22 protein-coding genes and 1 pseudogene are annotated in these 20,642 nt (G+C 63.1%); 13 read left to right on the forward strand and 10 right to left on the reverse strand.

The window, feature by feature from the left end; translation table 11 throughout:
• Positions 1-108: 108 nt before the first annotated feature.
• Positions 109-891: a MipA/OmpV family protein gene (locus tag SR3_RS10740; protein ID WP_068085135.1), complete on the reverse strand. Its 783-nt coding sequence runs from the start codon at positions 889-891 to the stop codon at positions 109-111.
• A 90-nt stretch (positions 892-981) separates the two neighbouring features.
• Positions 982-1,308 carry a hypothetical protein gene (locus SR3_RS10745; RefSeq protein ID WP_068085138.1) on the reverse strand — a complete coding sequence of 109 codons (327 nt, stop codon included), beginning with the start codon at positions 1,306-1,308 and terminating at the stop codon, positions 982-984.
• Between the two features lie 212 nt (positions 1,309-1,520).
• Here SR3_RS10745 and SR3_RS10750 point away from each other — a divergent pair, with 212 nt between their 5' ends.
• Genes SR3_RS10750 through SR3_RS10760 form a run of 3 tightly spaced genes read left to right on the forward strand, consistent with a single transcriptional unit; the run spans position 1,521 to position 5,410 of the window.
• Complete coding sequence (locus SR3_RS10750; protein ID WP_068085141.1) at positions 1,521-2,087, forward strand: RNA polymerase sigma factor; 567 nt, start codon at positions 1,521-1,523, stop codon at positions 2,085-2,087.
• Positions 2,080-3,066, forward strand: a complete 987-nt coding sequence (locus tag SR3_RS10755; protein ID WP_068085144.1) for a FecR family protein — start codon at positions 2,080-2,082, stop codon at positions 3,064-3,066. The genes SR3_RS10750 and SR3_RS10755 overlap by 8 nt, the downstream gene beginning before the upstream one ends.
• Positions 3,050-5,410: a TonB-dependent receptor gene (locus tag SR3_RS10760; RefSeq protein WP_068085147.1), complete on the forward strand. Its 2,361-nt coding sequence runs from the start codon at positions 3,050-3,052 to the stop codon at positions 5,408-5,410. Before SR3_RS10755 ends, SR3_RS10760 begins: the two co-directional genes overlap by 17 nt.
• A gap of 280 nt (positions 5,411-5,690) precedes the next feature.
• On the opposite strand, the gene SR3_RS10765 is transcribed toward SR3_RS10760, so the two are convergent.
• Together SR3_RS10765 and attM are read right to left on the reverse strand one after the other, a co-directional pair.
• Positions 5,691-6,152 (reverse strand): SAM-dependent methyltransferase, encoded by a 462-nt coding sequence (locus SR3_RS10765; protein ID WP_068085150.1) that lies wholly within the window; start codon positions 6,150-6,152, stop codon positions 5,691-5,693.
• Positions 6,153-6,480: 328 nt separating this feature from the next.
• A complete protein-coding gene (attM, locus tag SR3_RS10770; RefSeq protein WP_068085154.1) occupies positions 6,481-7,272 on the reverse strand; it encodes an AttM family quorum-quenching N-acyl homoserine lactonase in 792 nt (263 codons plus the stop codon).
• A gap of 129 nt (positions 7,273-7,401) precedes the next feature.
• Here attM and SR3_RS10775 point away from each other — a divergent pair, with 129 nt between their 5' ends.
• Positions 7,402-8,295: a LysR family transcriptional regulator gene (locus SR3_RS10775; RefSeq protein WP_068085156.1), complete on the forward strand. Its 894-nt coding sequence runs from the start codon at positions 7,402-7,404 to the stop codon at positions 8,293-8,295.
• Positions 8,296-8,556: 261 nt separating this feature from the next.
• Here SR3_RS10775 and SR3_RS32080 read toward each other — a convergent pair whose 3' ends face one another.
• Both SR3_RS32080 and SR3_RS10785 read right to left on the reverse strand, forming a co-directional pair.
• Complete coding sequence (locus SR3_RS32080; RefSeq protein ID WP_068085159.1) at positions 8,557-8,880, reverse strand: hypothetical protein; 324 nt, start codon at positions 8,878-8,880, stop codon at positions 8,557-8,559.
• 420 nt (positions 8,881-9,300) lie between these two features.
• Entirely contained in the window at positions 9,301-10,362 is a 1,062-nt protein-coding gene (locus SR3_RS10785; protein ID WP_068085162.1) for an SDR family oxidoreductase, read from the reverse strand.
• A 111-nt stretch (positions 10,363-10,473) separates the two neighbouring features.
• Here SR3_RS10785 and SR3_RS10790 point away from each other — a divergent pair, with 111 nt between their 5' ends.
• Positions 10,474-10,851, forward strand: coding sequence for a winged helix-turn-helix transcriptional regulator (locus SR3_RS10790; RefSeq protein ID WP_068085333.1), 378 nt, complete (start codon positions 10,474-10,476; stop codon positions 10,849-10,851).
• A gap of 192 nt (positions 10,852-11,043) precedes the next feature.
• On the opposite strand, the gene SR3_RS10795 is transcribed toward SR3_RS10790, so the two are convergent.
• Positions 11,044-11,559, reverse strand: a complete 516-nt coding sequence (locus SR3_RS10795; RefSeq protein WP_068085165.1) for an Lrp/AsnC family transcriptional regulator — start codon at positions 11,557-11,559, stop codon at positions 11,044-11,046.
• Between the two features lie 53 nt (positions 11,560-11,612).
• Here SR3_RS10795 and SR3_RS10800 point away from each other — a divergent pair, with 53 nt between their 5' ends.
• The 4 genes from SR3_RS10800 (at position 11,613) to SR3_RS10815 (ending at position 14,926) form a co-directional block, all read left to right on the forward strand.
• The gene (locus SR3_RS10800; RefSeq protein WP_068085168.1) at positions 11,613-12,245 is read left to right on the forward strand and encodes a LysE family translocator; all 633 of its coding nucleotides are present in this window, start codon (positions 11,613-11,615) and stop codon (positions 12,243-12,245) included.
• A 257-nt stretch (positions 12,246-12,502) separates the two neighbouring features.
• A complete protein-coding gene (locus SR3_RS10805) occupies positions 12,503-13,372 on the forward strand; it encodes an NmrA family NAD(P)-binding protein (RefSeq protein WP_068085171.1) in 870 nt (289 codons plus the stop codon).
• A gap of 35 nt (positions 13,373-13,407) precedes the next feature.
• Entirely contained in the window at positions 13,408-14,142 is a 735-nt protein-coding gene (locus SR3_RS10810) for a hypothetical protein (protein WP_068085174.1), read from the forward strand.
• Between the two features lie 46 nt (positions 14,143-14,188).
• Positions 14,189-14,926 (forward strand): haloalkane dehalogenase, encoded by a 738-nt coding sequence (locus tag SR3_RS10815; protein WP_407668161.1) that lies wholly within the window; start codon positions 14,189-14,191, stop codon positions 14,924-14,926.
• 193 nt (positions 14,927-15,119) lie between these two features.
• Here SR3_RS10815 and SR3_RS10820 read toward each other — a convergent pair whose 3' ends face one another.
• On the reverse strand, positions 15,120-15,413 hold the full coding sequence (locus SR3_RS10820) for a hypothetical protein (protein ID WP_068085177.1): 294 nt from the start codon (positions 15,411-15,413) through the stop codon (positions 15,120-15,122).
• Between the two features lie 109 nt (positions 15,414-15,522).
• Here SR3_RS10820 and SR3_RS10825 point away from each other — a divergent pair, with 109 nt between their 5' ends.
• From SR3_RS10825 to SR3_RS10840, 4 genes and pseudogenes are all read left to right on the forward strand, one after another.
• Complete coding sequence (locus SR3_RS10825) at positions 15,523-16,488, forward strand: GlxA family transcriptional regulator (protein WP_068085180.1); 966 nt, start codon at positions 15,523-15,525, stop codon at positions 16,486-16,488.
• Positions 16,489-16,520: 32 nt separating this feature from the next.
• The gene (locus tag SR3_RS10830) at positions 16,521-17,306 is read left to right on the forward strand and encodes a zinc-binding dehydrogenase (protein WP_068085183.1); all 786 of its coding nucleotides are present in this window, start codon (positions 16,521-16,523) and stop codon (positions 17,304-17,306) included.
• Between the two features lie 129 nt (positions 17,307-17,435).
• Complete coding sequence (locus tag SR3_RS10835; protein WP_068085185.1) at positions 17,436-18,350, forward strand: bifunctional helix-turn-helix transcriptional regulator/GNAT family N-acetyltransferase; 915 nt, start codon at positions 17,436-17,438, stop codon at positions 18,348-18,350.
• A gap of 143 nt (positions 18,351-18,493) precedes the next feature.
• Positions 18,494-18,823 (forward strand): annotated as a pseudogene (locus SR3_RS10840) (transposase); the annotation flags it as partial.
• A gap of 169 nt (positions 18,824-18,992) precedes the next feature.
• Here SR3_RS10840 and SR3_RS10845 read toward each other — a convergent pair.
• Complete coding sequence (locus tag SR3_RS10845) at positions 18,993-19,613, reverse strand: flavin reductase family protein (protein WP_068085189.1); 621 nt, start codon at positions 19,611-19,613, stop codon at positions 18,993-18,995.
• Positions 19,613-20,554 carry a carbon-nitrogen hydrolase family protein gene (locus SR3_RS10850; protein ID WP_068085191.1) on the reverse strand — a complete coding sequence of 314 codons (942 nt, stop codon included), beginning with the start codon at positions 20,552-20,554 and terminating at the stop codon, positions 19,613-19,615. Before SR3_RS10850 ends, SR3_RS10845 begins: the two co-directional genes overlap by 1 nt.
• Between the last annotated feature and the right edge of the window lie 88 nt (positions 20,555-20,642).

Genomic DNA, 20,642 nt, shown 5'->3' on the forward strand with positions numbered 1-20,642 from the left:
AACGCGATCAGATCCGTTGGGGGGATGACCCGATCGGTGCCCCAGCCGTCGCTGTCGGCCCTCCGCAGCGCAAGGTGATAGCCCGCACATATCCGGAAGGCCGGGCGATCAGAAACGGTAGACCATCGAGAGGAAGCCCGAAGGCTGCGTCTTGTGGACCACCAGCGGGCTGCGGCCATCCGCCCCCAGCACCGTGGTCACCACGCCCGAGGCGCTCAGCACGATATGGTCGGTCAGGCGATAGCTGGCAGTCAGGCTGGCACTGGCATCCTTGAAGCCCGAGCCAGGGGCATAGGTGTTCAGCCCCGAGGCCGCCGCCTGTATCGTGTCGATGCCGAAATAGCGGTTGTTGAATTTGGCATTGGCCCAGGTCGTGCCCAGAGTGGGGATGACCGTCAGGCGGCGCGTGACAGCGACCGGGTAGGACAGGCTGGCATCGGCCACCAGCCCCTTGGTGCCGCCGACAAAGCCCTGCGTGGCGCCAAGCGTGAAGATCACGCCCTGATCGTGGAACGAGACGAAACCGCGCGCGCCCGCCCCGAAATTGACCGCGCCGATCCCTGCGGGCACATCCTTGGAGCGATAGCCCTGCGTGTAGGTAATGCTCGCCCCCACGGTGACCAGATCGGTGTCCAGCAGATTGGCGCCCACGCCATCGCGCAGATTGGCGAAGAAGCGGCCCTGCTTGATGTCGACGGCAGGCAGCGGCAGGGCGCGATACTTATCGCCCCCTTCATAGGCCGGGGCATAAAGCGCGCCCAGGCCAACCACAATATGGTCGCCATTGCGCGGCGCATCGCTTTGCGCAGCGGCATCGACATCCTGCGCCCGCGCCTGAGGCACGGTGAGCAGGGCCAAGGTGGCGCAGGTGATGGTGGTGAAAATCTTCATGCGTTTTCTTTCTGGGGGTTGGGCAAGCTTCGCCCTCCACCGCAAACGTGGATGGACGTGAGCCTGCAATGAGGAGGAATGGCGGGCCGGTCAGGCCTCCGCGTGGCTGTCGGTCAGGCTGCGCGCTTCAAGGATCTGGCTGTGGTTGAAACCACAACGCAGCAAGGTGATGGCATCCTCCTCGACCGGCTGACCATGGCGCAGCAGAATGACAAAACGGCGCAGGCCTTCCAGCCGGGGATTGGCCAGTTGCAGGCGCCCGGCCTCAACCGGCCTGACGTGAAACCAGCGACGAGAATGCGGAGCCTGCGCGCTCCACAAGGGATCGCGCAGACCCAGCGCCACCACGGTCCGCTCCAGCGGTTCCAGCGATGTTGGGGCAGAGACAGGGGGGAGTTCAGGATCGTCGGGGGGCATGAATCTCGTCCTTTCATGGCTGAGACACCATGGCGGTCTGGAATCCTCACCGGAAATCGTCGCGGCTTGCGATATTTTATACAAACCACTGACAATATATGATTTTAAATCAAAAATCCGGGATACTCTCCCATGTTGACGCGGGGCAGAAGGGTTTTATCCTCATGCGTACACGCGCCTGATCCCCTTCCTCGAAACATCACAGTTGGTCCATGCCCGATAGCGGTCTGTTGCAGACCTTCCTCCCTGCCCGCCCCGAACTGCTGCGCTTCCTGCGGCTGCGCGGCGCCATGCCCGACGAAGCCGAGGACATTCTGCAAAGCATGGGCCTGAAACTGGCGGAGCAGGAAACCGGACCGGTCGATCAGCCGCGCGCCTATCTCTATCGCATGGCCACCAATGAGTTCCTGCTGCACCGCAGGGGCGATGCCAGGCGGCGGCGGCGCGACGAGAGCTGGGTCGACGCGCAAAGCGGCTTTATGCGAGAGGTCGATCCGCAGCCCTCGGCGGAAACCGTGCTGATCGCCAGCCAGCATCTGCATCTGCTGCAGGGCGTGATCACCGCCATGCCCGAACGCACCGCCACGATCTTTCGCCTGTTCCGGCTGGATGGCGTGCCGCAAAAGACCATCGCCGCCGATCTGGGCATCAGCGTCAGCGCGGTGGAGAAGCATCTGGCACGGGCCTATCTCGACATTCTGCAGGCGCGCAAAAAATTTGATGAGGAAAGCGGGCCGGCGCGGCATCCTGCTCATGAACAGGGCCATCACCATGACTGAGACCGCATCCGACCTGACCGAAACCGCGCTGCGCTGGCATATTCGCTTGCGCAATGGCGGCGATGCGGACTGGGATGCCTTCGCCGACTGGCTGGCGCAGAACCCCGACCACGCAGAGGCCTATGCCGAGGTGGAGGCGATGGATCATGCGCTCGATTCCGCCCTGCCCGATCTGCATTTTCCCGCGCCCCAGCCTGCGGAGCCTCAACCCGTCGCCGCCAATGACGATGCCCCTGCCCCCGCGCGACGCTGGCGCTGGGCGGCGGGCGCGGGCGGCGCGCTGGCGGCGGGGCTGGTTCTGGCTTTGGTTGGGGGCCCTTTTGGAGAGCATGGCTCCAGCCGCTATCAGATCACCACGGCGCCGGGGGAAAGCCGGACGATCGACCTCGACGCGGGCACGCAGATCACGCTCAATGGCGATACACAGATGGTCTTTGACCGCAAGGATGCCCGCTTCGCCCGGCTTGACCATGGCGAGGCCCTGTTCGCCGTGCAGCATGACACGCAGCATCCCTTCACACTGGAGATGGGGACCAGCCGGATTGTCGATATCGGCACGCTGTTCAATGTGGTGAGCCTGCCCGATCAGACGCGCATCGCGGTGGCCGAAGGCGCCGTCGATTACCGGCCCGATGGGCAATCGATCCCTCTGCATGCCGGGCAACAGATGCAGGCCGATACCGCGGCAGGCACGGCGCGGGTCTCACCCATCGACCATGACACGGTCGGCAGCTGGCGGCACCGGCGGCTGAGCTATGATGGCAGCCCGCTCGAACAGGTGGCGCAGGATCTGGGCCGGGTGCTGGGCGCGGCGATCAGGGTGGATGCCCGGATCGCGCACCGACCGGTCTTCGGCACGATCGATGTGCAGGATATCACACCTGTCCGCATCCCGCTGCTCGCCTCGGCGCTCAATGTCCGGGTGGTGAAGCAGGGCAAGACATGGATCCTGAAGCCCGCCCATGGTCCCACGCCCTGACGGCCCGCGGCGGGATGCACTGGGCATCCTGCTGTGCGCTCCGCTGCTTCTGGTCAGCCCGGCGGCAAGGGCCGGCACTTACGAAAGCCCCGCCGGACCGCTGGGCCAGGTGCTGGCGCGCATCGGCGCGACAGGCCATGCCACCATTCTGGTCACCGATCCGGTGCTGGGCACCCGCCCTTCGCCCGGGGTGCATGAGGCGCGCAGCCTGCATGGCGCGCTGCGTCAGGCGATCCGCGGCATCGACGCCAAGGCGCAATTTATCGATCCGCACACCATCCGCGTCTCCGCCCTGCCTCACCAGGCCCCGCCCCCTGCCTCTGTGGCCGTGCCCGTCACGCTGGCCCAGACCGACATTCTCGTCACCGCCAGCAAGCAGGCTGTGGAGCTGAACCATTATCCCGGCTCGGCCAAGGTCATCGCCACGGATCGGGGCTGGCTGGCCGAAAACGCCGCCTCGGGCACAGGGGCCATCGCGCGGCTGCTGCCCATTCTGGCCTCGACCAATCTGGGCGACGGGCGCGACAAGCTGTTCATCCGCGGCATTGCCGACAGCAGCTTCAACGGCCCCACCCAGTCCACCGTGGGCGAATATCTGGGCGACATCCGCCTGAACTACAACGCGCCCGATCCCAACCTCAACCTCTATGACATGGACCGGGTCGAGGTGCTGGTGGGCCCGCAGGGCACGCTCTATGGCGCCGGCACGCTGGGCGGCATCATCCGCTTCGTGCCCAATGCGCCCGACAGCCATGCCGTGGCCGCCACTGCCTCGGCAGGTCTGAGCACCACATGGTCGGGCGCCGTGGGCGAGGATGGCGCCGCGATGATCAACCTGCCGCTGGTGCATGGCAAGGCGGCGGTGCGGATGGTGGCCTATGCCAGCCAGTCGGGCGGCTATATCGATGATCCCTCACGCGCACTGAAGAACATCAATCGCAGCTCCAGCTATGGCCAGCGACTGGCGGTGCGGCTGGACGATCTGGGCGGCTGGCAGGTCGATCTGGGCATGGTGTTCCAGAACCTCTACAGCGCGGACGGGCAATATACGCTGCTGGGCACGCCCGAACTGACCCGCAACAGTGCCATTGCCCAGCCCTTCCACAACAATGAGCGGATGGGCTATGTCTCCGCCCGGCGCACGCTGAGCTGGGCGGATATGACCGGCAGCCTTGGCTTTGTGAAGCAGGATCTGAGTACGGTCTTCGATGCGACGGGCTATGACGGCACCGCCGCGCCCGCGCGCTATACCGAACTCAACGACATCACTCTTTTCACCGGGGAAATCCGGCTGAGCGGGCACAGCCGCCGCCATCCCTGGGTGCTGGGCGCCTCAACCCTCTACAATGCCAGCGCGCTCATGCGCAGTCTGGGGCCTTTGAACGAGGAAGCGCCGCTGGCGACGGTGGTCAACACACGCAGCGAGGGGGCGCTGTTCGGCGAAGTGTCGTTTCCACTGGGCCACCGCCTCACGGTAACAGTGGGCGAGCGGCTGACCATCGCCAACAGCGCCGGCTTTCTGGTCGATACGCAGGGGGTCTTTTCCAACCGCGCCACCCATCTTTCCGCGCGGCTGTCGCACACGCTGGCCTTCGACTGGCATCCGGGCGGTCCGGTCTCTGCCTTTTTCCATTACCAGCAGGGCTATCGTCCCGGCGGCCTGTCCGTGGCGTCATCAGGCAGCGGGGTGCAGAGCCAGCGTTTCGAGACCGACAATCTGAGCATGGACGAGCTGGGCCTGCGCTATGGGCGGCAGGATCATGACCGCCTGTGGCTGCGCGGCGCGCTGTTCTTTGCCGATTGGGCCAACATCCAGGCCGATCTGGTGGGCAGCAATGGCCTGATCACCACCGCGAACATCGGCCATGGCTTTATCTATGGGCTGGATGGCGAGCTTGGTTGGCACCCGGCTTCTGCCTGGACGCTGAGCGCGGCGGCTTTCCTCAATGACAGCCGCCTGAACGATCCAGCGCCCGCCTATGCCTCCAGCCTGTCGCAGACCCTGCCCAATGTGGCGCGCGGCGGCATTCGCGCCGAGGCGCGCTGGAACGGGCAATGGCGCAGGCAATGGCCGGTCAGCGCGGGCGCGACAATGCGCTACATCGGCCGATCGGTGCTGGGCGTGGGCGCCGATCAGGGCGTGACGCAGGGCGGTTATGTGGTGCTGGGGGCCAATGCGCGCATCCAGATCGGTCGACTGGGCCTGTCGCTGATGGCGGACAATCTGGGCAATGTGCGCGCCAACACCTTTTCCTTCGGCAATCCTTTCGGGCTTGCACAGGGCAATCAGATCACGCCGCTGAGACCACGCACGATAAGGTTCGGTATCGATATGAAATTCTGAAATCGCTGACAAAGCCGCCGTGCGAGGGTCTGATGGAGATCGTCAAAAACTGCCGGTTGTTCATGTGACCCACGCATGCGCTGACCGAACGGCTTTGGCACCAAGCGGGCATTGAGGCATGTCCTGCCTTACAACAACCGTCGCCAGATCCGGCCACTTATAGCCCGATATCCCATTTAGCCATGTAGGGGCAGGTCCGGTGGGAGGCGGCCTTACCGCTTTCGGGGAGGCGGGTAGCATGAGCAGTTGTCCCGCAAACGATGGCAAAATAGGATTCACGCTACCAATAAGCAGCCATCAGTTCGGACACCCATTCTGGCTGTCGAATCTCACCGCGAGGCAAGAACTCGCGCATCACCGGCTTGATGTCGATCACCGGCGTGCCATCGATGGCGTCCAAACCCTCGACATTCAGCCGCGAACCTTCGACACTCAAGACCCGGCACACCGTCACGCCAAGCCGATTGGGGCGGTTCTTGCCCCGTTGTGCGAAGATACCCGTCAGCGGCCAGTCCTCGCGACCTCGTGGGTAACGCGCGCCTCGTTCGATCTTCTCTTCGGGCACGCGGTCGAACAGGAAGATGATTTCGGCGTGACTGAACGCATCCAGCCCGGCCAGCGCGACGGCATCCACCTGTGTCGAATCCAGTTCGATGGTCGTTCGACTGCTTCCCCAATCGTCGTCGATCGGATCAACCCGGCCACCCCGGACATGCCCTATGGGTTCTATCGTGAATGTCATGGTCGCCTCCTATCGATGGTGTCTATTGCCACAATCGGACATCGCGGGGAACGTGCATGCACTCCCGCAAACGATGACATTTGGGAAACCGGCCATTCTTGCAGGTTGCTTCCAAGCGCCTCGCTAATATTCGTTCTCCAAAATCAAATTAACGTTGGGCCTCGTCAAAAGGGGCCTGACAATCCCGGTCGACGAAAACATATTTGCATAACTGGGTAGGCGTGGCGTCACAACCGACGCTTAACCTGAGATCAGGCGTTTGGCGCATGGGATGTCCGTCAACCCACGCTTTCTCGCAATGCCATAAGCGTTACGCTCTGCCGGATGATCAATCGTAAAAAGCCGGTGCCTGCCTGAAGGACGGCCAGGCTTCCGGATCATGCCCTGTCACGACCTGTGCGTTTGTCCGTTCCGCCAGAACGCGCAAGGCCTGCACGGAACGCACCGCATCCACTGCCGAGGCCATGAAGCCGGGCAAGGCCTTCTCGTTCCAGTGATCGAGCGTGTAGACCGCATCGGCAGCCAGCAGAAATGCGCCATGGCGCGGCAAAGTCATCAGAAACGACTGATGCCCCGGCGTATGCCCGGGCGTGGAAATCATGCGCAACACGCCGTCGCCATAGAGGTCGTAACCATCCGGCCCGGTACCATCGAGCAAGTGCCACGCCAGACCGGGCCGATCGAAATCCTTGCGGACATAGGCTCCTGCGGCAAACCAGTCGGGCGCGAAAGCATACTCATACTCACGCCGCTGCACCACATGGATGGCCTTGGGGAAACGACCGATGCCGCCGCTATGGTCCGAATGCAGATGCGAGAGCACCACGAAGCGCACCGCCTCCGGCGCGATGCCCAGGCTGGCCAGTTGTGCGACACAGCCCTGTTCAGGGCTCATGATCGGGCGATAGGCATCCACGGCGTCGCCCCAATAGGCCCTCGGGTCGGCCAGACCCTCCACCGCCAGACCGCCATCGATGACGACATGCCCCTTGGGATGGGTGAGCAGGAACCACGGCACGGGGATGGTGTAATCGGCTCCATCACCCTGATTCATCTTGATGTCATGCAGTTTGCAGCACTGGCTGCCCGACTGAAACATATAGAGTCTGATGTCGTTCATAGGGACCTCTCAACATGCTGCCTGCCGCCCCGCGCGCCAGGCCGGGCAGCTATGTGAGTGATAGGATGCCCGATCGGTAGACATCTCAAACCGCTTTCATTCATCGGAAAATACGATAGATATATGCACATGGACACTCTGGCAGCCATGCGCGTCTTCGTGCGGATCGTGGAACGCGGCAGCATCTCGGCCGCCGCGCGCGATCTGGGTCTGGGGCAGCCGGCGGTGAGCGAAAGGATCGCCCGGCTCGAAGCACATCTCGGCGCGCCCTTGCTGCGGCGGAACACCAGGGCGATGTCCGTAACCGACACCGGGGCCGCCTTTTACGAGCGCTGCAAGCTGGCCATCGAGGCGGCTGACGATGCCATGGCGGTCGCGCAAAAGGACCAGCCTCTCAGCGGCACTTTGCGGATCGCGGCACCCCATGGATTGGGCGAGGTTTTGCTGACGCCGGTGCTGCTCGACCTGCGTGACCATCATCCCGCGTTGCGGATCGATCTGGTACTCAACGATCAGGTCGTCGATCCGGTGACCGAAGGCGTCGATCTGTCTTTGCGCCTCGGCCCTGTCGGCGAGGGGCATTTCGTCGCGCGGCGGCTGGGCATGGTGCGCCGGGTGCTGGTGGCCGCGCCCTCCTATCTTGACCGGCATGGCTGGCCTGAAAACCCCGTAGACCTTGCCCGCCATGGCTTTGCCCGGGTGGCGGGGCTGTTCCACGGCAACCGCCTGCCTTTGCACGCACCCGATGGCGGCATGGTGGCTACGCCCATCGAGACCGTAATCACCGTCAGCCATTGGCGCCCCCTGCATGCGCTGCTGCTGGGCGGAGGGGCGATCGGCGTGTTGCAACAACCGGTCTGCGCGGACGATCTGAGGCAGGGCACGCTGATCCCCTTGCTGCCGGAATTTACCGTGCCGCCCTTCGATCTTCATGCGCTTTACGCCCCGGGCAGACCGATGCCGCCTCGCCTGCGCCTGCTGCTCTCGACTCTGGAAGCCAGGGCGCGGGACGTGCTGCGGTAAGCTCAGCCTGTCACCACCGGGCCGACGATGCTCCGGGCAAAACGTTGGTAGACCTGTGTAACTTCTTCCATGCGATGCGGCACGGGCAAGGCATCCATCGCCTGGAAGAAGCCGATCACGTTGGGCCGCGGTCGATACCAGCAGCATCTCCGCCGGCCTAACCGCGCGTCACGCAGCAGGCGGTGATGACAAATTCGCGCGTCACCAGATCGAGACCGGGCCGGTCCAGCACGCCGGCAAAGGCCCACTCCATGGTCATCGTCAGGAAATCGGCGTAAAGCTCCGCACCAGCTTGACTGCCTCACGCCCATCAGCCGCTGCATCAGGATTGCTCAAGCTCGGCGGCTTGGTCGGATCGGGCAGCACGGGGGTCAACGTAGGCCGGGTGACGTTGCGCACGGTATAATCCACATCGCCAGACTTCGACCAGATTTCGTTGGCTGCGCTACCCATGGTCGCCTTGCCGTAAAGCGGTATCGCATCGGGCTCCGCTGGCGCGGTAGCAGGCACCATTGCCGGCATTCCTTGCTGCGCCTCACGCTGGGCCATGGCGCGCAAAGTCCTCAACACGGTCAGAGCGAGCATATACCCGATCCGATGGCATAAGGCCTTCTAAACGTTTCTCTCCCTTTTTGGTGTTTTGCGTTTCTTACGCCATCGCAAGCCACCAAAATACAATCATCATTTTTGGGACCGGCATAGGCAGCGCTGATACGTCTGGAACAAGATCAATCTGGCGACAGTCAAGGCCTGGATTTTAAGCCTCTCCCCGCCACGAACCGGCCATTCGCGGCGGGGAGCCAACCCTCCACAACCTGCCTTTTCGTTCAGGGCAGAGCCACGGAAAAGCTGTATGGATTGCCCGAACATTGATGTTTGGCGAACGGTGCCCTCGCCCGCTGACATGGCCGACGTTCACGGCCCAAGGGTAGCATGTCGAAACCAACCGTCTATCCACACGAGCCAAGACGGAGAAGAACGCGGTTCACTCTGGCCATCTCCAGATCATGGGATCAATCGGTCGGCCCTCAGCTGTTTGAAAAGATCAAAAAAGGCTTCATCGGTCGCCTGATAGGCGGTGAAACCGAGCTTGCGGCTTTTGCTCATGTCAGTGACAACCTCGATCGGGCGACCCAGATCGGCGTCGGTGTGCCAGGGGTTCGTCAGACGGGAAAGATCGGCTTCGACCAGACCTTCGCGCGCGGCAATTCCAAGCCATAAAGGCGCATCCTGCGCCATTTGGACCTCCAGCGGGATGATCTCGCCATCGAAGGGCGCGGGCGTCACACCGAACCATTCGGCGATGCGGCCCCACATCCAGTTCCAGCGGAAAACATCGCCATTGACGACATTGAAAGCCTGGTTGCGGGCCGCGGGCGTCGTGGCAGCCCACAGCAGTTGGCGGGCAAGCAGCCGCGCATCGGTCATGTCGGTCAAACCGTTCCATTGCGCCGGCGACCCGGGGAAACGGAAAGGCCGCCCGGTTTCCCGGCACAGCGTGGCATAGACCGCCAGCGTGGTGCCCATGTTCATGGCATTGCCCACCGCCTTGCCGATGATGGTGTGCGGACGATGCACGCTCCAGCCGAAACCATCGTGTGCGGCGGCGGCAAAGACCTCATCCTCCTGCGCATAATAGAAATTGTCGACATCGAGACGTCCCTGCTCCTCGCGAAACGGGGTCTGGGGGAGAGCGCCCTTGCCATAGGCTTCAAACGGCCCGAGGTAATGCTTGAGGCCCGTCACCAGCGCGACATGCGCCACACTGCCTGCCGGGCGGAGCGCATCAAGCAGATTGCGGACCATGGCGGCATTGACGCGAATGTTCTCCGCCTCGGTGGCCTGGCGTGACCAGGTGGTGATGAACACGACATCGGGCCTGTGCCCGGCCAGCGCGGCGGTCAGGGTTGCCGGATCCTGCAGATCCGCCGCGATGGGGGTAACGCCGGGCTGCGCGGCAGAGTGGCGTGCCAGACCCAGCACCGACCATGCCTCCTGCGCCAGCAGATCCGCGGTGGCACTGCCCGCAATGCCGCTTGTTCCGACCACCAGAGCTGTCTTGCCCATGTCTTTCTCCTTGATGGGAGAATTCCTAGGCGCGGCGCCCTCACCGCGCTAGAAGGCACCATTTAGGGACATAGGCACCCAGAGGTGCCCACCCGGCACAAAGGCAACAACATGAAAGCAGGCACCCCTGATGAGGAATGGCGCGAGGATTGCGCTCCGCGCCGCACGCTCGACCTTTTCGGCACAAAATGGCTGAGTATGGTCCTCCATACGCTGCACGCGCGCCATGGTGGCAAAGCACGGACAGGCGTTCTGCTGCGCTCCCTGCCCGACATCTCGAAGAAGATGCTGACCCAGACACTGCGTGACATGGAAGAGCGCAAGCTGGTGGTTCGCCATGTCCATGGCACGATCCCCCCTGCCGTGGAGTATGAGCTGAGCCCGTTGGGCCTGCGCTTTATCGAGCCTCTCGAACTGCTCTATGACTGGGCCCGGCGCAATGCCGATGCCCTCGATGCCTTACCGCGAGGGGGCCGTTCGCGCTGGTAAAACCGCTGACAAAGCGGCCGTTTAGGGTGCTGGGCAAGCCCTTCTTGAGCTTCCCTCCGTTCATGTGAAGAGGAAGCCTGAAAAGGTTCCAAATAGCGCGCCTTCTCATGCCTCCCGAGTTTCGCATGGGCCTAATTTGGGCATGGGCAAATCAGGCCGCACCGCTAGCGAAGCCCCTGCGCCGAACGGATCCTAGCCAATCTGCCTCAACAAGGGCAATTCATGGCGGTGGCGCGCCTCGAAGATGATGGATGTTTCGATCCGGGTGACACCCGGTCGATTGGTAAAATGATCGAGCGCAAGATCCTTGAGATGCCTTGTATCGCGCACCACCACATGGACAATCAGGTCGTGACGACCGGTGACAAGATAGGCGAAACGCACTTCGGGAACCTTGACCACCTCGTCGAGGAAGCTGTCGACCGTCGAACGGCGGTGCTTTGACAATTCGATCATCAGCAGCGCCTCAAGGCCAATACCAAGCGCCTTGGGATCGACCTCGGCATGCGCGCCGCGCAGGATGTCCGCGTCACGCATGCGCCGGATACGCTCGTGAGTCGAGGAGGGAGCCAGGCCAATCTCGGCTGCAATCTCCTTGACGGAGAGCCGGGCATTGTTCTGCAAAAGCCCGAGAATGGCGGCATCCGTTCGGTCGAGGGAGGCAGGAAGCCGATTATCCCGTAATCCATTCGGTCGTTCATCGCTCATGCCGATGATATTATCGATATCTTCGATAATTTCCAGAGGATGTGACGGACGAAATGAGCGACATTCCCATTTTCATCGGCGCGCTGCTTGTCGCCTACACCGTTCCCGGTCCAGACATGATCTTTCTCCTCCAGACGGGCGCGGTGCATGGCCGCAGGCGGGCGCTAGCGGCGACGGTCGGGCTGGGCTGCGCACGGGCTTGCCACGTTGCCTTCGCGGGCATCGGTTTGGCGGCCTTGTTCCGTAATGCGCCATGGCTGTTCGCGACCGTCCGCTTCATTGGCGCAGCTTACCTGATCTGGCTGGGAATTGGCCTGTTTCGTGCGGGCTCTTTGGTTCCGAAGCGCGACCCCACCGAGCCCGTCAATGACCGCCGTGGTGCGCGCGTCGTGATGCGCGGCTTCCTCACCAACTTGCTCAATCCCAAGCCGCTTATCTTCTGCTCGGTGCTGCTGCCGCAGTTCGTTCACCCCGGCTCCGGACCGATACTGGCGCAGTTCGCAGCGCTCGGGGTGACACTCGTTGTCGTCGGCTTTCTGTTTGATGCGACGTTTGCCCTGTGGGGAGCGGCACTCGGCACTTGGCTGGAACGGCGGCCGGCGATGCAAAGCGGCCAGCGCTACGGCTTCGCCGCGGTGCTGATCGGCTTCGGTGCCGATCTGCTGGCGATGCGGGCGACCCACTGAGCAACAGAGAAGCAGCAAGCCATTCCAGGCATTCATCCTGGCTGCGAAGCTGCGATTCCGGATATCACCGATCAGCGGACATGCCGTTGGACGAAAATTCGGAAGGGAATGGTCGCGCATCGCGCCATGCCGTGCGACGTGCAGCCGCCGCCGGCATCATGAAAGCAATCTGGCGCAATCCATATCAAAGTTGGCGGAAACGACAATCACGTCGATCCTGAAAACGCTCTATTCCGCTTTGCACAGATGAAAGCGGAATGCATATGGTCAACACATCACCTATCCTGATCAGTGGCGCGACCGGCCGAGAGGCAACGCGCTTGCTCATCTCTCGCGGCCTTTCAGTCCGGGCCTTGGTCCACACTCGCGACGAGCGCTCGGAACGGCTCGCCCACCTTGGCGCCGACGTGGTCGTTGGCGATTTGCTCGATGTCCGCGCGGTGCAGCGGGCCTGGGATGGCATGAAGCGGGGATATTTCGTCTATCCGATGCGTCCCGGCCTCGTGCAGGCAGCCGCATACTTCCTGCAAGGAGCGCTCGACGCTGGCGCCGAGTTCATCGTCAACATGTCGCAGCGCACAGCGCAGGCCAACGCCCAGAGTGATGCTGCCCTTCAACACTGGCTGACAGAGCGCCTGTTCGACCGTGCGTGGATCGGCGTGGCGCACCTCCAGCCGACCATCTTTCACGATTGGCTGCTCTACATGCGCGGCCAGATCCGAGAAGGACGCTATCATGTGCCGTTCGACCCCGAGGGGCGGTTCGCTCCGGTTGCCTCGGAGGATCAGGCATGCGTCATCGCCGCCATCCTCGCCGATCCGGGCTCGCATGTCGGCCAGACCTACCAGCTCACCGGGCCCGAGGAGCTGACGGCGCCGGATATCGCGCGCATCGCAACGGAGGCGCTGGGGCACGAGGTTTCATATGCCCGCATTTCCGGCGAGCAATGGGTCGGCAACCTCCATGGCATCAAGGCCCCCTATCTCGCGCAGCATCTCGACGGGATCGCCCAGATCCAGGCGCAAGGCGGCATGGCCGGACAGAACGACACGATCGAACGGATCGCTGGCATCCGTCCCATGTCCACCGCCCAATTCATCGAAAAGCATCGGGCTGCCTTCCAATAAAGCGGCAAAGCCCGTCCCCATCAGGAGACACAGACATGGATGACCTTATCCAGAAAGCCATCGACGCCGCCGGAGGCATCGGCGCATGGAACAGCGTGAACCGCATCTCCTTCGATTTCACGCCCGAGGGCCCTTCGCTCCACACGCGCGGACCGGTGGGCGTGGCTGCAGCCGGCTCCCACATGCGCGCCACAGTTGACACAAAGCGCCAATATGTCGCCTTCGCTCCCTTCCTCGCCGCCGATCAGCGTGCCATTTATACGCCTGATCGCACCTGGGTCGAAACGGCCGGCGGGGATTTGGTTGAAAAGCAGCACGATCCCCGGGGATCGCTGACCCAGATGGCTCCGGGTGTGCCATGGAGCGCGCCCCAGCTCGTCTATTTCTTCGGCTATTCGCTCTGGTTGTATCTGACGCTGCCGTTCAATTTCCTCAAGCCCGGCATCACCGTGGAGGAGGTCGAACCCTGGACCGAGGACGGCGCGACATGGCGTGGCCTGCGCATCAGCTATCCCGCCGATTTTCCCGCCCATACCGCGCAGCAGACGCATTATTTCGACGCTGATGGGCTGATGCGTCGGCAGGACTACACGGTGGATGTCCGCCAGAACCTGAGCGCGGCGCATTACCTGCTTGATTATGCCGAATTCAACGGGCTGCGCCTGCCGACCAGGCGGCGGATTTTCGTCATGGGGGATGATCGTGTGCCTGATCGCGACCGCCTGCTCATCGCCGCCGATCTGCAGAATTACAAGATCACGAGAGACTGAGCGCGGCGCAGCCAGCCGCACCTCCTTCAGCATCATCGGAGCCGCTATGTCATCCCCACCGCTCGAAAAGCGTTTCACCGACGTGCTGGGCCATCACATGGCCTATCACGAACGCGGGCGCGGGCGCCCCATTCTGTTCCTTCACGGCAATCCCACATCCTCCTACATTTGGCGCGATGCGTTGCCTCCGCTGGAAGGTCTCGGCCGTCTCATTGTGCCCGATCTGATCGGCATGGGCGATTCCGCAAAGCTGCCCGATCCCGGCCCCGAGACCTACCGCTTCAGGACGCACCGCGCCTATCTTGCAGCTTTCATCAAGGCCGTGATCGGCGATGAGGATGAGGTGCTTCTGGTCCTGCACGACTGGGGATCGGCGCTGGGTTTCGACTGGGCGCGGCTACACCCGGAGCGCGTGCGTGGCATCGCCTATATGGAAGCCATCGTCCGACAGGTTCTGCCCTCGGACGGGCCAAGCGAGGCTGGTGCGACGCTGATGGCCTATCGTTCAGAACAGGGTGAGGCGCTGATACTGGACCAGAATGCTTTCGTGGAACAGCTGCTTCCCGCAATGGTGATGCGCCAGCTTTCGGATGCGGAGATGGCTGAATACCGCCGGCCCTTTGCCCGACGCGAAGATCGCTGGCCCACCCGACCTGGCCGCGCGAGATACCCATCGCCGGGCATCCCGCCGATGTGGTCGAGATCGCCACGCAATATGCCGATTTCATGGCGGGAAGCGACCTGCCCAAACTTTTCGTCAACGCCGAGCCCGGCGCGATCCTGACCGGCCCGCGCCGAGACTTCTGCCGCCAATGGAAAAACCAGGATGAAGTGACCGTGCCCGGTCGCCACTACATCCAGGAGGATTCAGGCACGCGCATTGGCGAGGCGATTGCTGCATGGATCGCGCGGCGCGGCCTGTCCTGAACCGAATGGATCCGCCGGAGCCCCGCTGTGCGATGCTCCGGCGGCAAGGGTTACCGGCCCTGCAACAGCATGCCGAGCGGCATCAGCGGCCCGACGGGGATGTAGTCATAGGCGGCATAGCCTTCCGCGACGATCGGCATTTGCTCGATGATCGCCTTGGCCGCCTCGACAGACTCGACGTTCATCAGGAAGATCGGGCCGGGCCGGTCCTGCCGGAACCAGAACTGTTCGATGGGGCCGTCCAGATAGAGCTTGAGGGTGTGAGGAACCTCGCTCGGCATGATCCGCGCGTGCTCTTCGTCGGACATCGGCTTCACCACGGCGCCGATTGCAAAAATCTTCATGGGGGACACTCCTGATTGGCTGCCGGATCTTGTCCGGCGTCATCTCAACTAGCCAAGGCAGGCCCCTTCGAATATCGTCGCAAATGACAACTTTAGGATCATTTACGCCATGCGCATCGCCATCCTCGCCCTCGACGGCGTCTTCGACACCGGCTTCACCGTCACGCTCGACGCGCTGCAGACCGCGAACAATCTGTCCAAGGCGTCGCTGGGCGGCGATGTCCGCTTCGACGTCACCGTGGTCGGGCTGCGCCGCAAGGTGACGACCCGGCTGGACCTGACCATCCCGACCCAGCCCATCACACCGGATCTCAAGCCGGATTGGGTGATCGTGCCAGCGCTGGCGACCGTACAACCCGGCACGCTGCTGGAAGCGCTTGCCCGCCCGGATGTGCGCAAGGCCATCACGCAGGTTCGCCAATGGCACGACGACGGGGCGCGGATCGCCGCATCCTGCATCGGCACCTTCGTCATCGCGGAGGCCGGTCTGCTCGACGGCAGGGATGCCACCACGACCTGGTCGCTGGCACCGCTCTTCCGGCAGCGCTATCCCAAAGTGAAACTGAACGAGACACGCATGCTCGTGCCGACCGAGGCGGGCATCACCGCCGGATCGGCGCTGGGTCATCTCGATCTGGCGCTGTGGCTCATCCGGCATCGCAGTCCGGAACTGGCCAGTCTTGTCTCGCGCTATCTGCTGGCGGATATCCGCTCCTCGCAGGCAGCCTATATCATCCCCAACCATCTCGCCCAGTCCGACGAGTTGATCCAGCGCTTCGAACTCTGGGCGCGCGATCACCTGCAGGAAGGCTTCTCGCTGCAAGACGCTGCCAAGGCGCTGGCGGCGAGCCCGCGATCGTTGCAGCGCCGCTGTCAGGCCGTGCTGGGCAAATCACCACTGGCCTATTTTCAGGATCTTCGGGTCGAGCGTGCCAAGACCTTGATCCACAGCAGTGGGTTGGCACTGGAACGGATCGCGGCGGAGGTCGGCTATGAGGATGGCGCCACGCTGCGCACGCTTTTGCGCTCCCGACTTGGCCGGGGCGTGCGCGAGATACGGGCCGACCTGCTGTGACAGTCTCCAGGATTCTCAATAAGGAAACAGCCATGCAGACCACCGGATATGCAGCCCAAAGCGCTGGCAGCAGGCTTGCCCCCTGGACCTTCGAGCGGCGCGCGCTGCGCGACAATGACGTGGCGATCGAGATCCTCTATTGCGGTGTCTGCCACTCCGATCTTCATCAAACGCGCGACGATTGGGGGCGTAGCCGCTTTCCGAACGCTGGCATCACGGTCTACTCGCCGCTGAAGCAGTGGAAGGTCGGCCCGGGAAGCCGCGTCGGCGTCATTGGCATTGGCGGGCTTGGCCATCTTGCCGTGCGACTCGCGGCAGGGCTCGGTGCTGCGGTCACCGTCATCACTCGGAGTACGGACAAAGCGGGGGAGGCCAAAGCGCTGGGCGCCGAACAGATGCTGATCTCGACCGATGACGCTGCCATGGCCGGGGCGGCTTCATCCTTCGACATGATCATCGATACGATACCGGTCCGACATGACATTGCCCCCTATCTCCATCTGCTCGACGTGGAGGGCGTGCTGGTCATCGTCGGCCTGATCGGAGATCTCCCGGCGATCAGCACAGTGCCGTTGATTTTGGGGCGCCGCCGGATCACGGGCTCGCCATCCGGCGGCATTCCCGAGACGCAGGCACTCCTCGATTTCTGTGCAGGGCGAGGCATTCTCCCGAACACCGAGACCATCGGCATCGAGGATATCCATAAGGCCTTCGCGCGGATGGAGCGCGGCGACGTGCGCTATCGTTTCGTGATCGACATGGCCTCGATGCCGGCGACCTGCGTCCAGAATGAGGGGGCGTCCGGCGCCATCGGGTAACCTGCCCGGAGCGCGAGGCGAGGAAGCGGCAGGGCCACGCGGGCATTCTGGTGAAGCGCAACGGCCTTGACATAAATGTTGATTCAGTCAACACTATCAATGTTGACTGAATCAACAAAGGAATGGGCCATGACAGACTCCGATGTCGCGACACTGCGCGCTTTCAACCGCGCTTACACGCTTGAGCTCGGCCTGCTGGACACGCATCTCGACGGCAGCCCGTTCACCCTGAGCGAGGCACGGGTGCTCTATGAACTAGCCCATCGGGAGAGCCCCACAGCGGCCGATATCGCCCGTGCGCTGCATCTCGACCGCGCCCAAATGAGCCGGACGCTCAAGCGTTTCGCCGCCCGTGGCCTGACCGAAGCACGCGACAACCCTGCCCATGGGCGCCAGCAGCTTCTCTCCCTTACGGCGGAAGGCCGCTCCGTTTTTGCCGGGCTGAATGCCTCCACGCAGCAGCGGATCGCAATGATGCTCGAAGATCTGGGGCCGATCCGCCGTCAAAAGCTGATCGATGCTGCGCGGGCCATCACCGAGGTCTTCCATCCCGAGCCATCCGGCGCGGTGATCTTGCGCGGCATGCAGTCCGGCGACCTCGGGATGATCGTTCACCGCCAGATGCTGCTCTATGGCGCCGAATTCGGTTATGATGATAGCTACGAGACGCTGATCGCCCGCATACTCGCGGAATTTCTGGAAGCATTCGATCCGCAGCGCGATGACGCCTGGATCGCAGATCTCAACGGACGTATCGCCGGATCTGTGTTCTTGACCGCTGACGATCAGCCCGACACCGCTCGTCTTCGCCTGCTTTACGTCGAGCCGGAGGCGCGGGGAACCGGCCTTGGGAGGCGGCTCGTCGAAACCTGTGTCGGGAAGGCGCGCGCGCTCGGTTATCGTAGGATCGTTTTGTGGACCGATGGCCAGCTCAAAGCGGCACGCAAGCTCTATGAACGCGCGGGATTTACGCGGCTCGAAGCCAAGCCGGCCAGGTACTTCGGGCAGGAGATCGTAAGCGAGACTTGGGCGATGGACATATAGATTTCATCACGTCCCCATGACCTCCAAAGCCTGGAAAGGCGCCTCCAGGTCAACCATTACGCCGATTGAACCCGCGCACTTCCCTTGGAGCCAACTGATTGGCAGGCGGCGATGTGACTCAGAGTTCCGCAAAGAAACTGGGCATGAGCGACCTGTATTGGCTGACGGACGAGCAGATGGCACGCCTGTCACCGTATTTTCCCAAGAGCCGCAGCCAGTCTCGGGTCGATGACCGACAGGTTCTGAGTGGGATCATCCTTGTCAATCGGAACGGGCTGCGCTGGCGGGATACGCCGAGGGAATACGGTCCGCACAAGACATTATATAACCGCTGGAAACGGTGGCGTGAGATGGGCGTGTTCACCCGGATGATGGAAGGCCTGTCTGCCCAGAAGGCGGAGTCGGTCGATGCGACCTATCTCAAAATGCACCGCACGGCTTCCAGCCTTGGGGTGAAAAAAGGGATCTCGGGCGCCTGAAGGACTGGCGCCGCGTGGCAACGCGGTATGATCGCTGCCCCACAGTCTTCTTTTCCGCCCTGGCGCTCGCCCCGACCGTGCTCTTCTGGCTTTGATCAACGAGTACTGCAACAACAGCATAGCCTGCGCCGGTTCGTCGCCATCAGTGCAACGAACCGGCCAGTCAGGCGGGGCGCTCGACCCAGACGGGGCGCTCCATCTGCAGCAGATCGTTGCAGCGCGTGTACCAGCCGCCGCCATGCATGCGGGCGATAAGCCGCATGGCCAGCGTATCGACATGCAGCTTCTGCGCATCGACGAAGCGGTCTTGGATGTGGAAGCGCAGCACCTCGCCCAGCGCGATGGTGGCATGGCCTGCCTCGATATGGGTGTAGAGGCGGCACTCCATGCTGACCGGCGCCGAGGCGATGCGCGGCGCTGCCACCAGGCTGGAGGGAGCGATCTGCAGTCCTGCCAGCGCGATTTCGTCCTCGCCGGGGGGCGCATCGATGCAGGTCAGATTCATGGCGGCGGCATCGTCCTCGCTCACCAGATTGACGACGAATTCGCCCGTGGCGAGGATGTTGGCGGCGCTGTCCTTATGCGTGCCGTCCGGGCGGCGCATCATGCCGATGGACACCAGCGGCGGCTCGGCCCCCATCATGCCGAAGAAGCTGTAGGGCGCGGCATTGCGCGCGCCCTCCCGCGACTGGCTGGTGATCCAGGCGATGGGCCGCGGCGTGATCGAGGCCGCCATCAGCTTGTAGCGGTCGGCCGTGGCGATCTGCGAGAAGTCGAACTCCATCAGCCTGCCTCGCCGATGCGTGCCACGGGCTTTTTGGCCGAAACATCGACGCTGAGGCGAAACACGTCGGGCCGGGCATAGTGGCCCGCCACGTCGAAATCATACTTGCCACGGATCACCTCGGCTGGGTCGATCTGGGCATAGAGGATTGTCTCGCCGCTGTAATCGGGGCCGGCCAGCACCTTGCCCAGCGGATCGACGATCATCGAGCCGCCGCGCATCAGCACGGTTTCCGGGTCGTCCCCCAATGCGCAGTCATAATCGGCCGGATAGGCGCCGCGCGTGATGTGCTGGCACGAGGAGAGCACGAAGCAGCGCCCCTCCAGCGCGACATGCTGCATCGTGCTGGCCCAGCCGTCGCGGTCGTCGGCGGTGGGAGCGCAATAGAGCGTAACGCCCTGATCGTACATCGCCATGCGCAGCATCGGCATGTAGTTTTCCCAGCAGATGACCGCGCCGATCTTGCCCAGCGGCGTGTCGATCACCGGCATGGTCGAACCATCGCCAAAGCCCCAGATCAGGCGTTCCGCGCCCGTCGGCATCAGCTTGCGATGCTTGGCGATCAGGCCCTTCTCGCCATCGAAGAACAGCGCGGTGCAATAGACCGTGCCGCCGTCGCGCTCGATCACGCCGATCACCACGAAGGCGCCGGTGGCCGCCGTCGCCTCGGCGATGGTGGCGACTTCGGGGCCGTCGAGGCTGATCGCGCCTTCGTGATAGGCGCGGAAATCTTCACGCCCCTGCGGTTTGCGCATGCCGACCGGCGTGCCGAAGGACGCGCCCTTGGGATAGCCGCCCAAAAAGGCTTCGGGGAAAACGATGATCCTGGCGCCCTGCCCGGCCGCCTTGGCGATCATTTCGGCGGCCTTGTCAGCCGAGGCCTGCGAGTCGGTGGGGACGGAAGCGGCTTGCACAACTGCGGCGGTGAAAGGTTGCGTCATGATTTTCCTCAACTTTCCGGGACAGGCCGGGGAATGATGACAGGCAATTTACTTGCATTTGACACTTTCGCCAAGTTATTTTAAGCCT

Source organism: Novosphingobium rosa NBRC 15208, from assembly GCF_001598555.1.
GTDB classification, from domain to species: domain Bacteria; phylum Pseudomonadota; class Alphaproteobacteria; order Sphingomonadales; family Sphingomonadaceae; genus Novosphingobium; species Novosphingobium rosa.

What these genes read in the sequence shown, in the direction of transcription:
- SR3_RS10745 (WP_068085138.1), bottom strand. Translation starts at nt 1,308, where the DNA reads ATGCCCCCCGACGATCCTGAACTCCCCCCTGTCTCTGCCCCAACATCG.
- SR3_RS32080 (WP_068085159.1), bottom strand. Translation starts at nt 8,880, where the DNA reads ATGCTCGCTCTGACCGTGTTGAGGACTTTGCGCGCCATGGCCCAGCGT.
- SR3_RS10805 (WP_068085171.1), top strand. Translation starts at nt 12,503, where the DNA reads ATGCATATGGTCAACACATCACCTATCCTGATCAGTGGCGCGACCGGC.
- SR3_RS10750 (WP_068085141.1), top strand. Translation starts at nt 1,521, where the DNA reads ATGCCCGATAGCGGTCTGTTGCAGACCTTCCTCCCTGCCCGCCCCGAA.
- SR3_RS10845 (WP_068085189.1), bottom strand. Translation starts at nt 19,613, where the DNA reads ATGGAGTTCGACTTCTCGCAGATCGCCACGGCCGACCGCTACAAGCTG.
- SR3_RS10790 (WP_068085333.1), top strand. Translation starts at nt 10,474, where the DNA reads ATGAAAGCAGGCACCCCTGATGAGGAATGGCGCGAGGATTGCGCTCCG.
- SR3_RS10765 (WP_068085150.1), bottom strand. Translation starts at nt 6,152, where the DNA reads ATGACATTCACGATAGAACCCATAGGGCATGTCCGGGGTGGCCGGGTT.
- SR3_RS10830 (WP_068085183.1), top strand. Translation starts at nt 16,521, where the DNA reads ATGCAGACCACCGGATATGCAGCCCAAAGCGCTGGCAGCAGGCTTGCC.
- attM (WP_068085154.1), bottom strand. Translation starts at nt 7,272, where the DNA reads ATGAACGACATCAGACTCTATATGTTTCAGTCGGGCAGCCAGTGCTGC.
- SR3_RS10835 (WP_068085185.1), top strand. Translation starts at nt 17,436, where the DNA reads ATGACAGACTCCGATGTCGCGACACTGCGCGCTTTCAACCGCGCTTAC.
- SR3_RS10760 (WP_068085147.1), top strand. Translation starts at nt 3,050, where the DNA reads ATGGTCCCACGCCCTGACGGCCCGCGGCGGGATGCACTGGGCATCCTG.
- SR3_RS10810 (WP_068085174.1), top strand. Translation starts at nt 13,408, where the DNA reads ATGGATGACCTTATCCAGAAAGCCATCGACGCCGCCGGAGGCATCGGC.
- SR3_RS10775 (WP_068085156.1), top strand. Translation starts at nt 7,402, where the DNA reads ATGGACACTCTGGCAGCCATGCGCGTCTTCGTGCGGATCGTGGAACGC.
- SR3_RS10825 (WP_068085180.1), top strand. Translation starts at nt 15,523, where the DNA reads ATGCGCATCGCCATCCTCGCCCTCGACGGCGTCTTCGACACCGGCTTC.
- SR3_RS10785 (WP_068085162.1), bottom strand. Translation starts at nt 10,362, where the DNA reads ATGGGCAAGACAGCTCTGGTGGTCGGAACAAGCGGCATTGCGGGCAGT.
- SR3_RS10740 (WP_068085135.1), bottom strand. Translation starts at nt 891, where the DNA reads ATGAAGATTTTCACCACCATCACCTGCGCCACCTTGGCCCTGCTCACC.
- SR3_RS10815 (WP_407668161.1), top strand. Translation starts at nt 14,189, where the DNA reads ATGTCATCCCCACCGCTCGAAAAGCGTTTCACCGACGTGCTGGGCCAT.
- SR3_RS10800 (WP_068085168.1), top strand. Translation starts at nt 11,613, where the DNA reads ATGAGCGACATTCCCATTTTCATCGGCGCGCTGCTTGTCGCCTACACC.
- SR3_RS10850 (WP_068085191.1), bottom strand. Translation starts at nt 20,554, where the DNA reads ATGACGCAACCTTTCACCGCCGCAGTTGTGCAAGCCGCTTCCGTCCCC.
- SR3_RS10755 (WP_068085144.1), top strand. Translation starts at nt 2,080, where the DNA reads ATGACTGAGACCGCATCCGACCTGACCGAAACCGCGCTGCGCTGGCAT.
- SR3_RS10795 (WP_068085165.1), bottom strand. Translation starts at nt 11,559, where the DNA reads ATGAGCGATGAACGACCGAATGGATTACGGGATAATCGGCTTCCTGCC.
- SR3_RS10820 (WP_068085177.1), bottom strand. Translation starts at nt 15,413, where the DNA reads ATGAAGATTTTTGCAATCGGCGCCGTGGTGAAGCCGATGTCCGACGAA.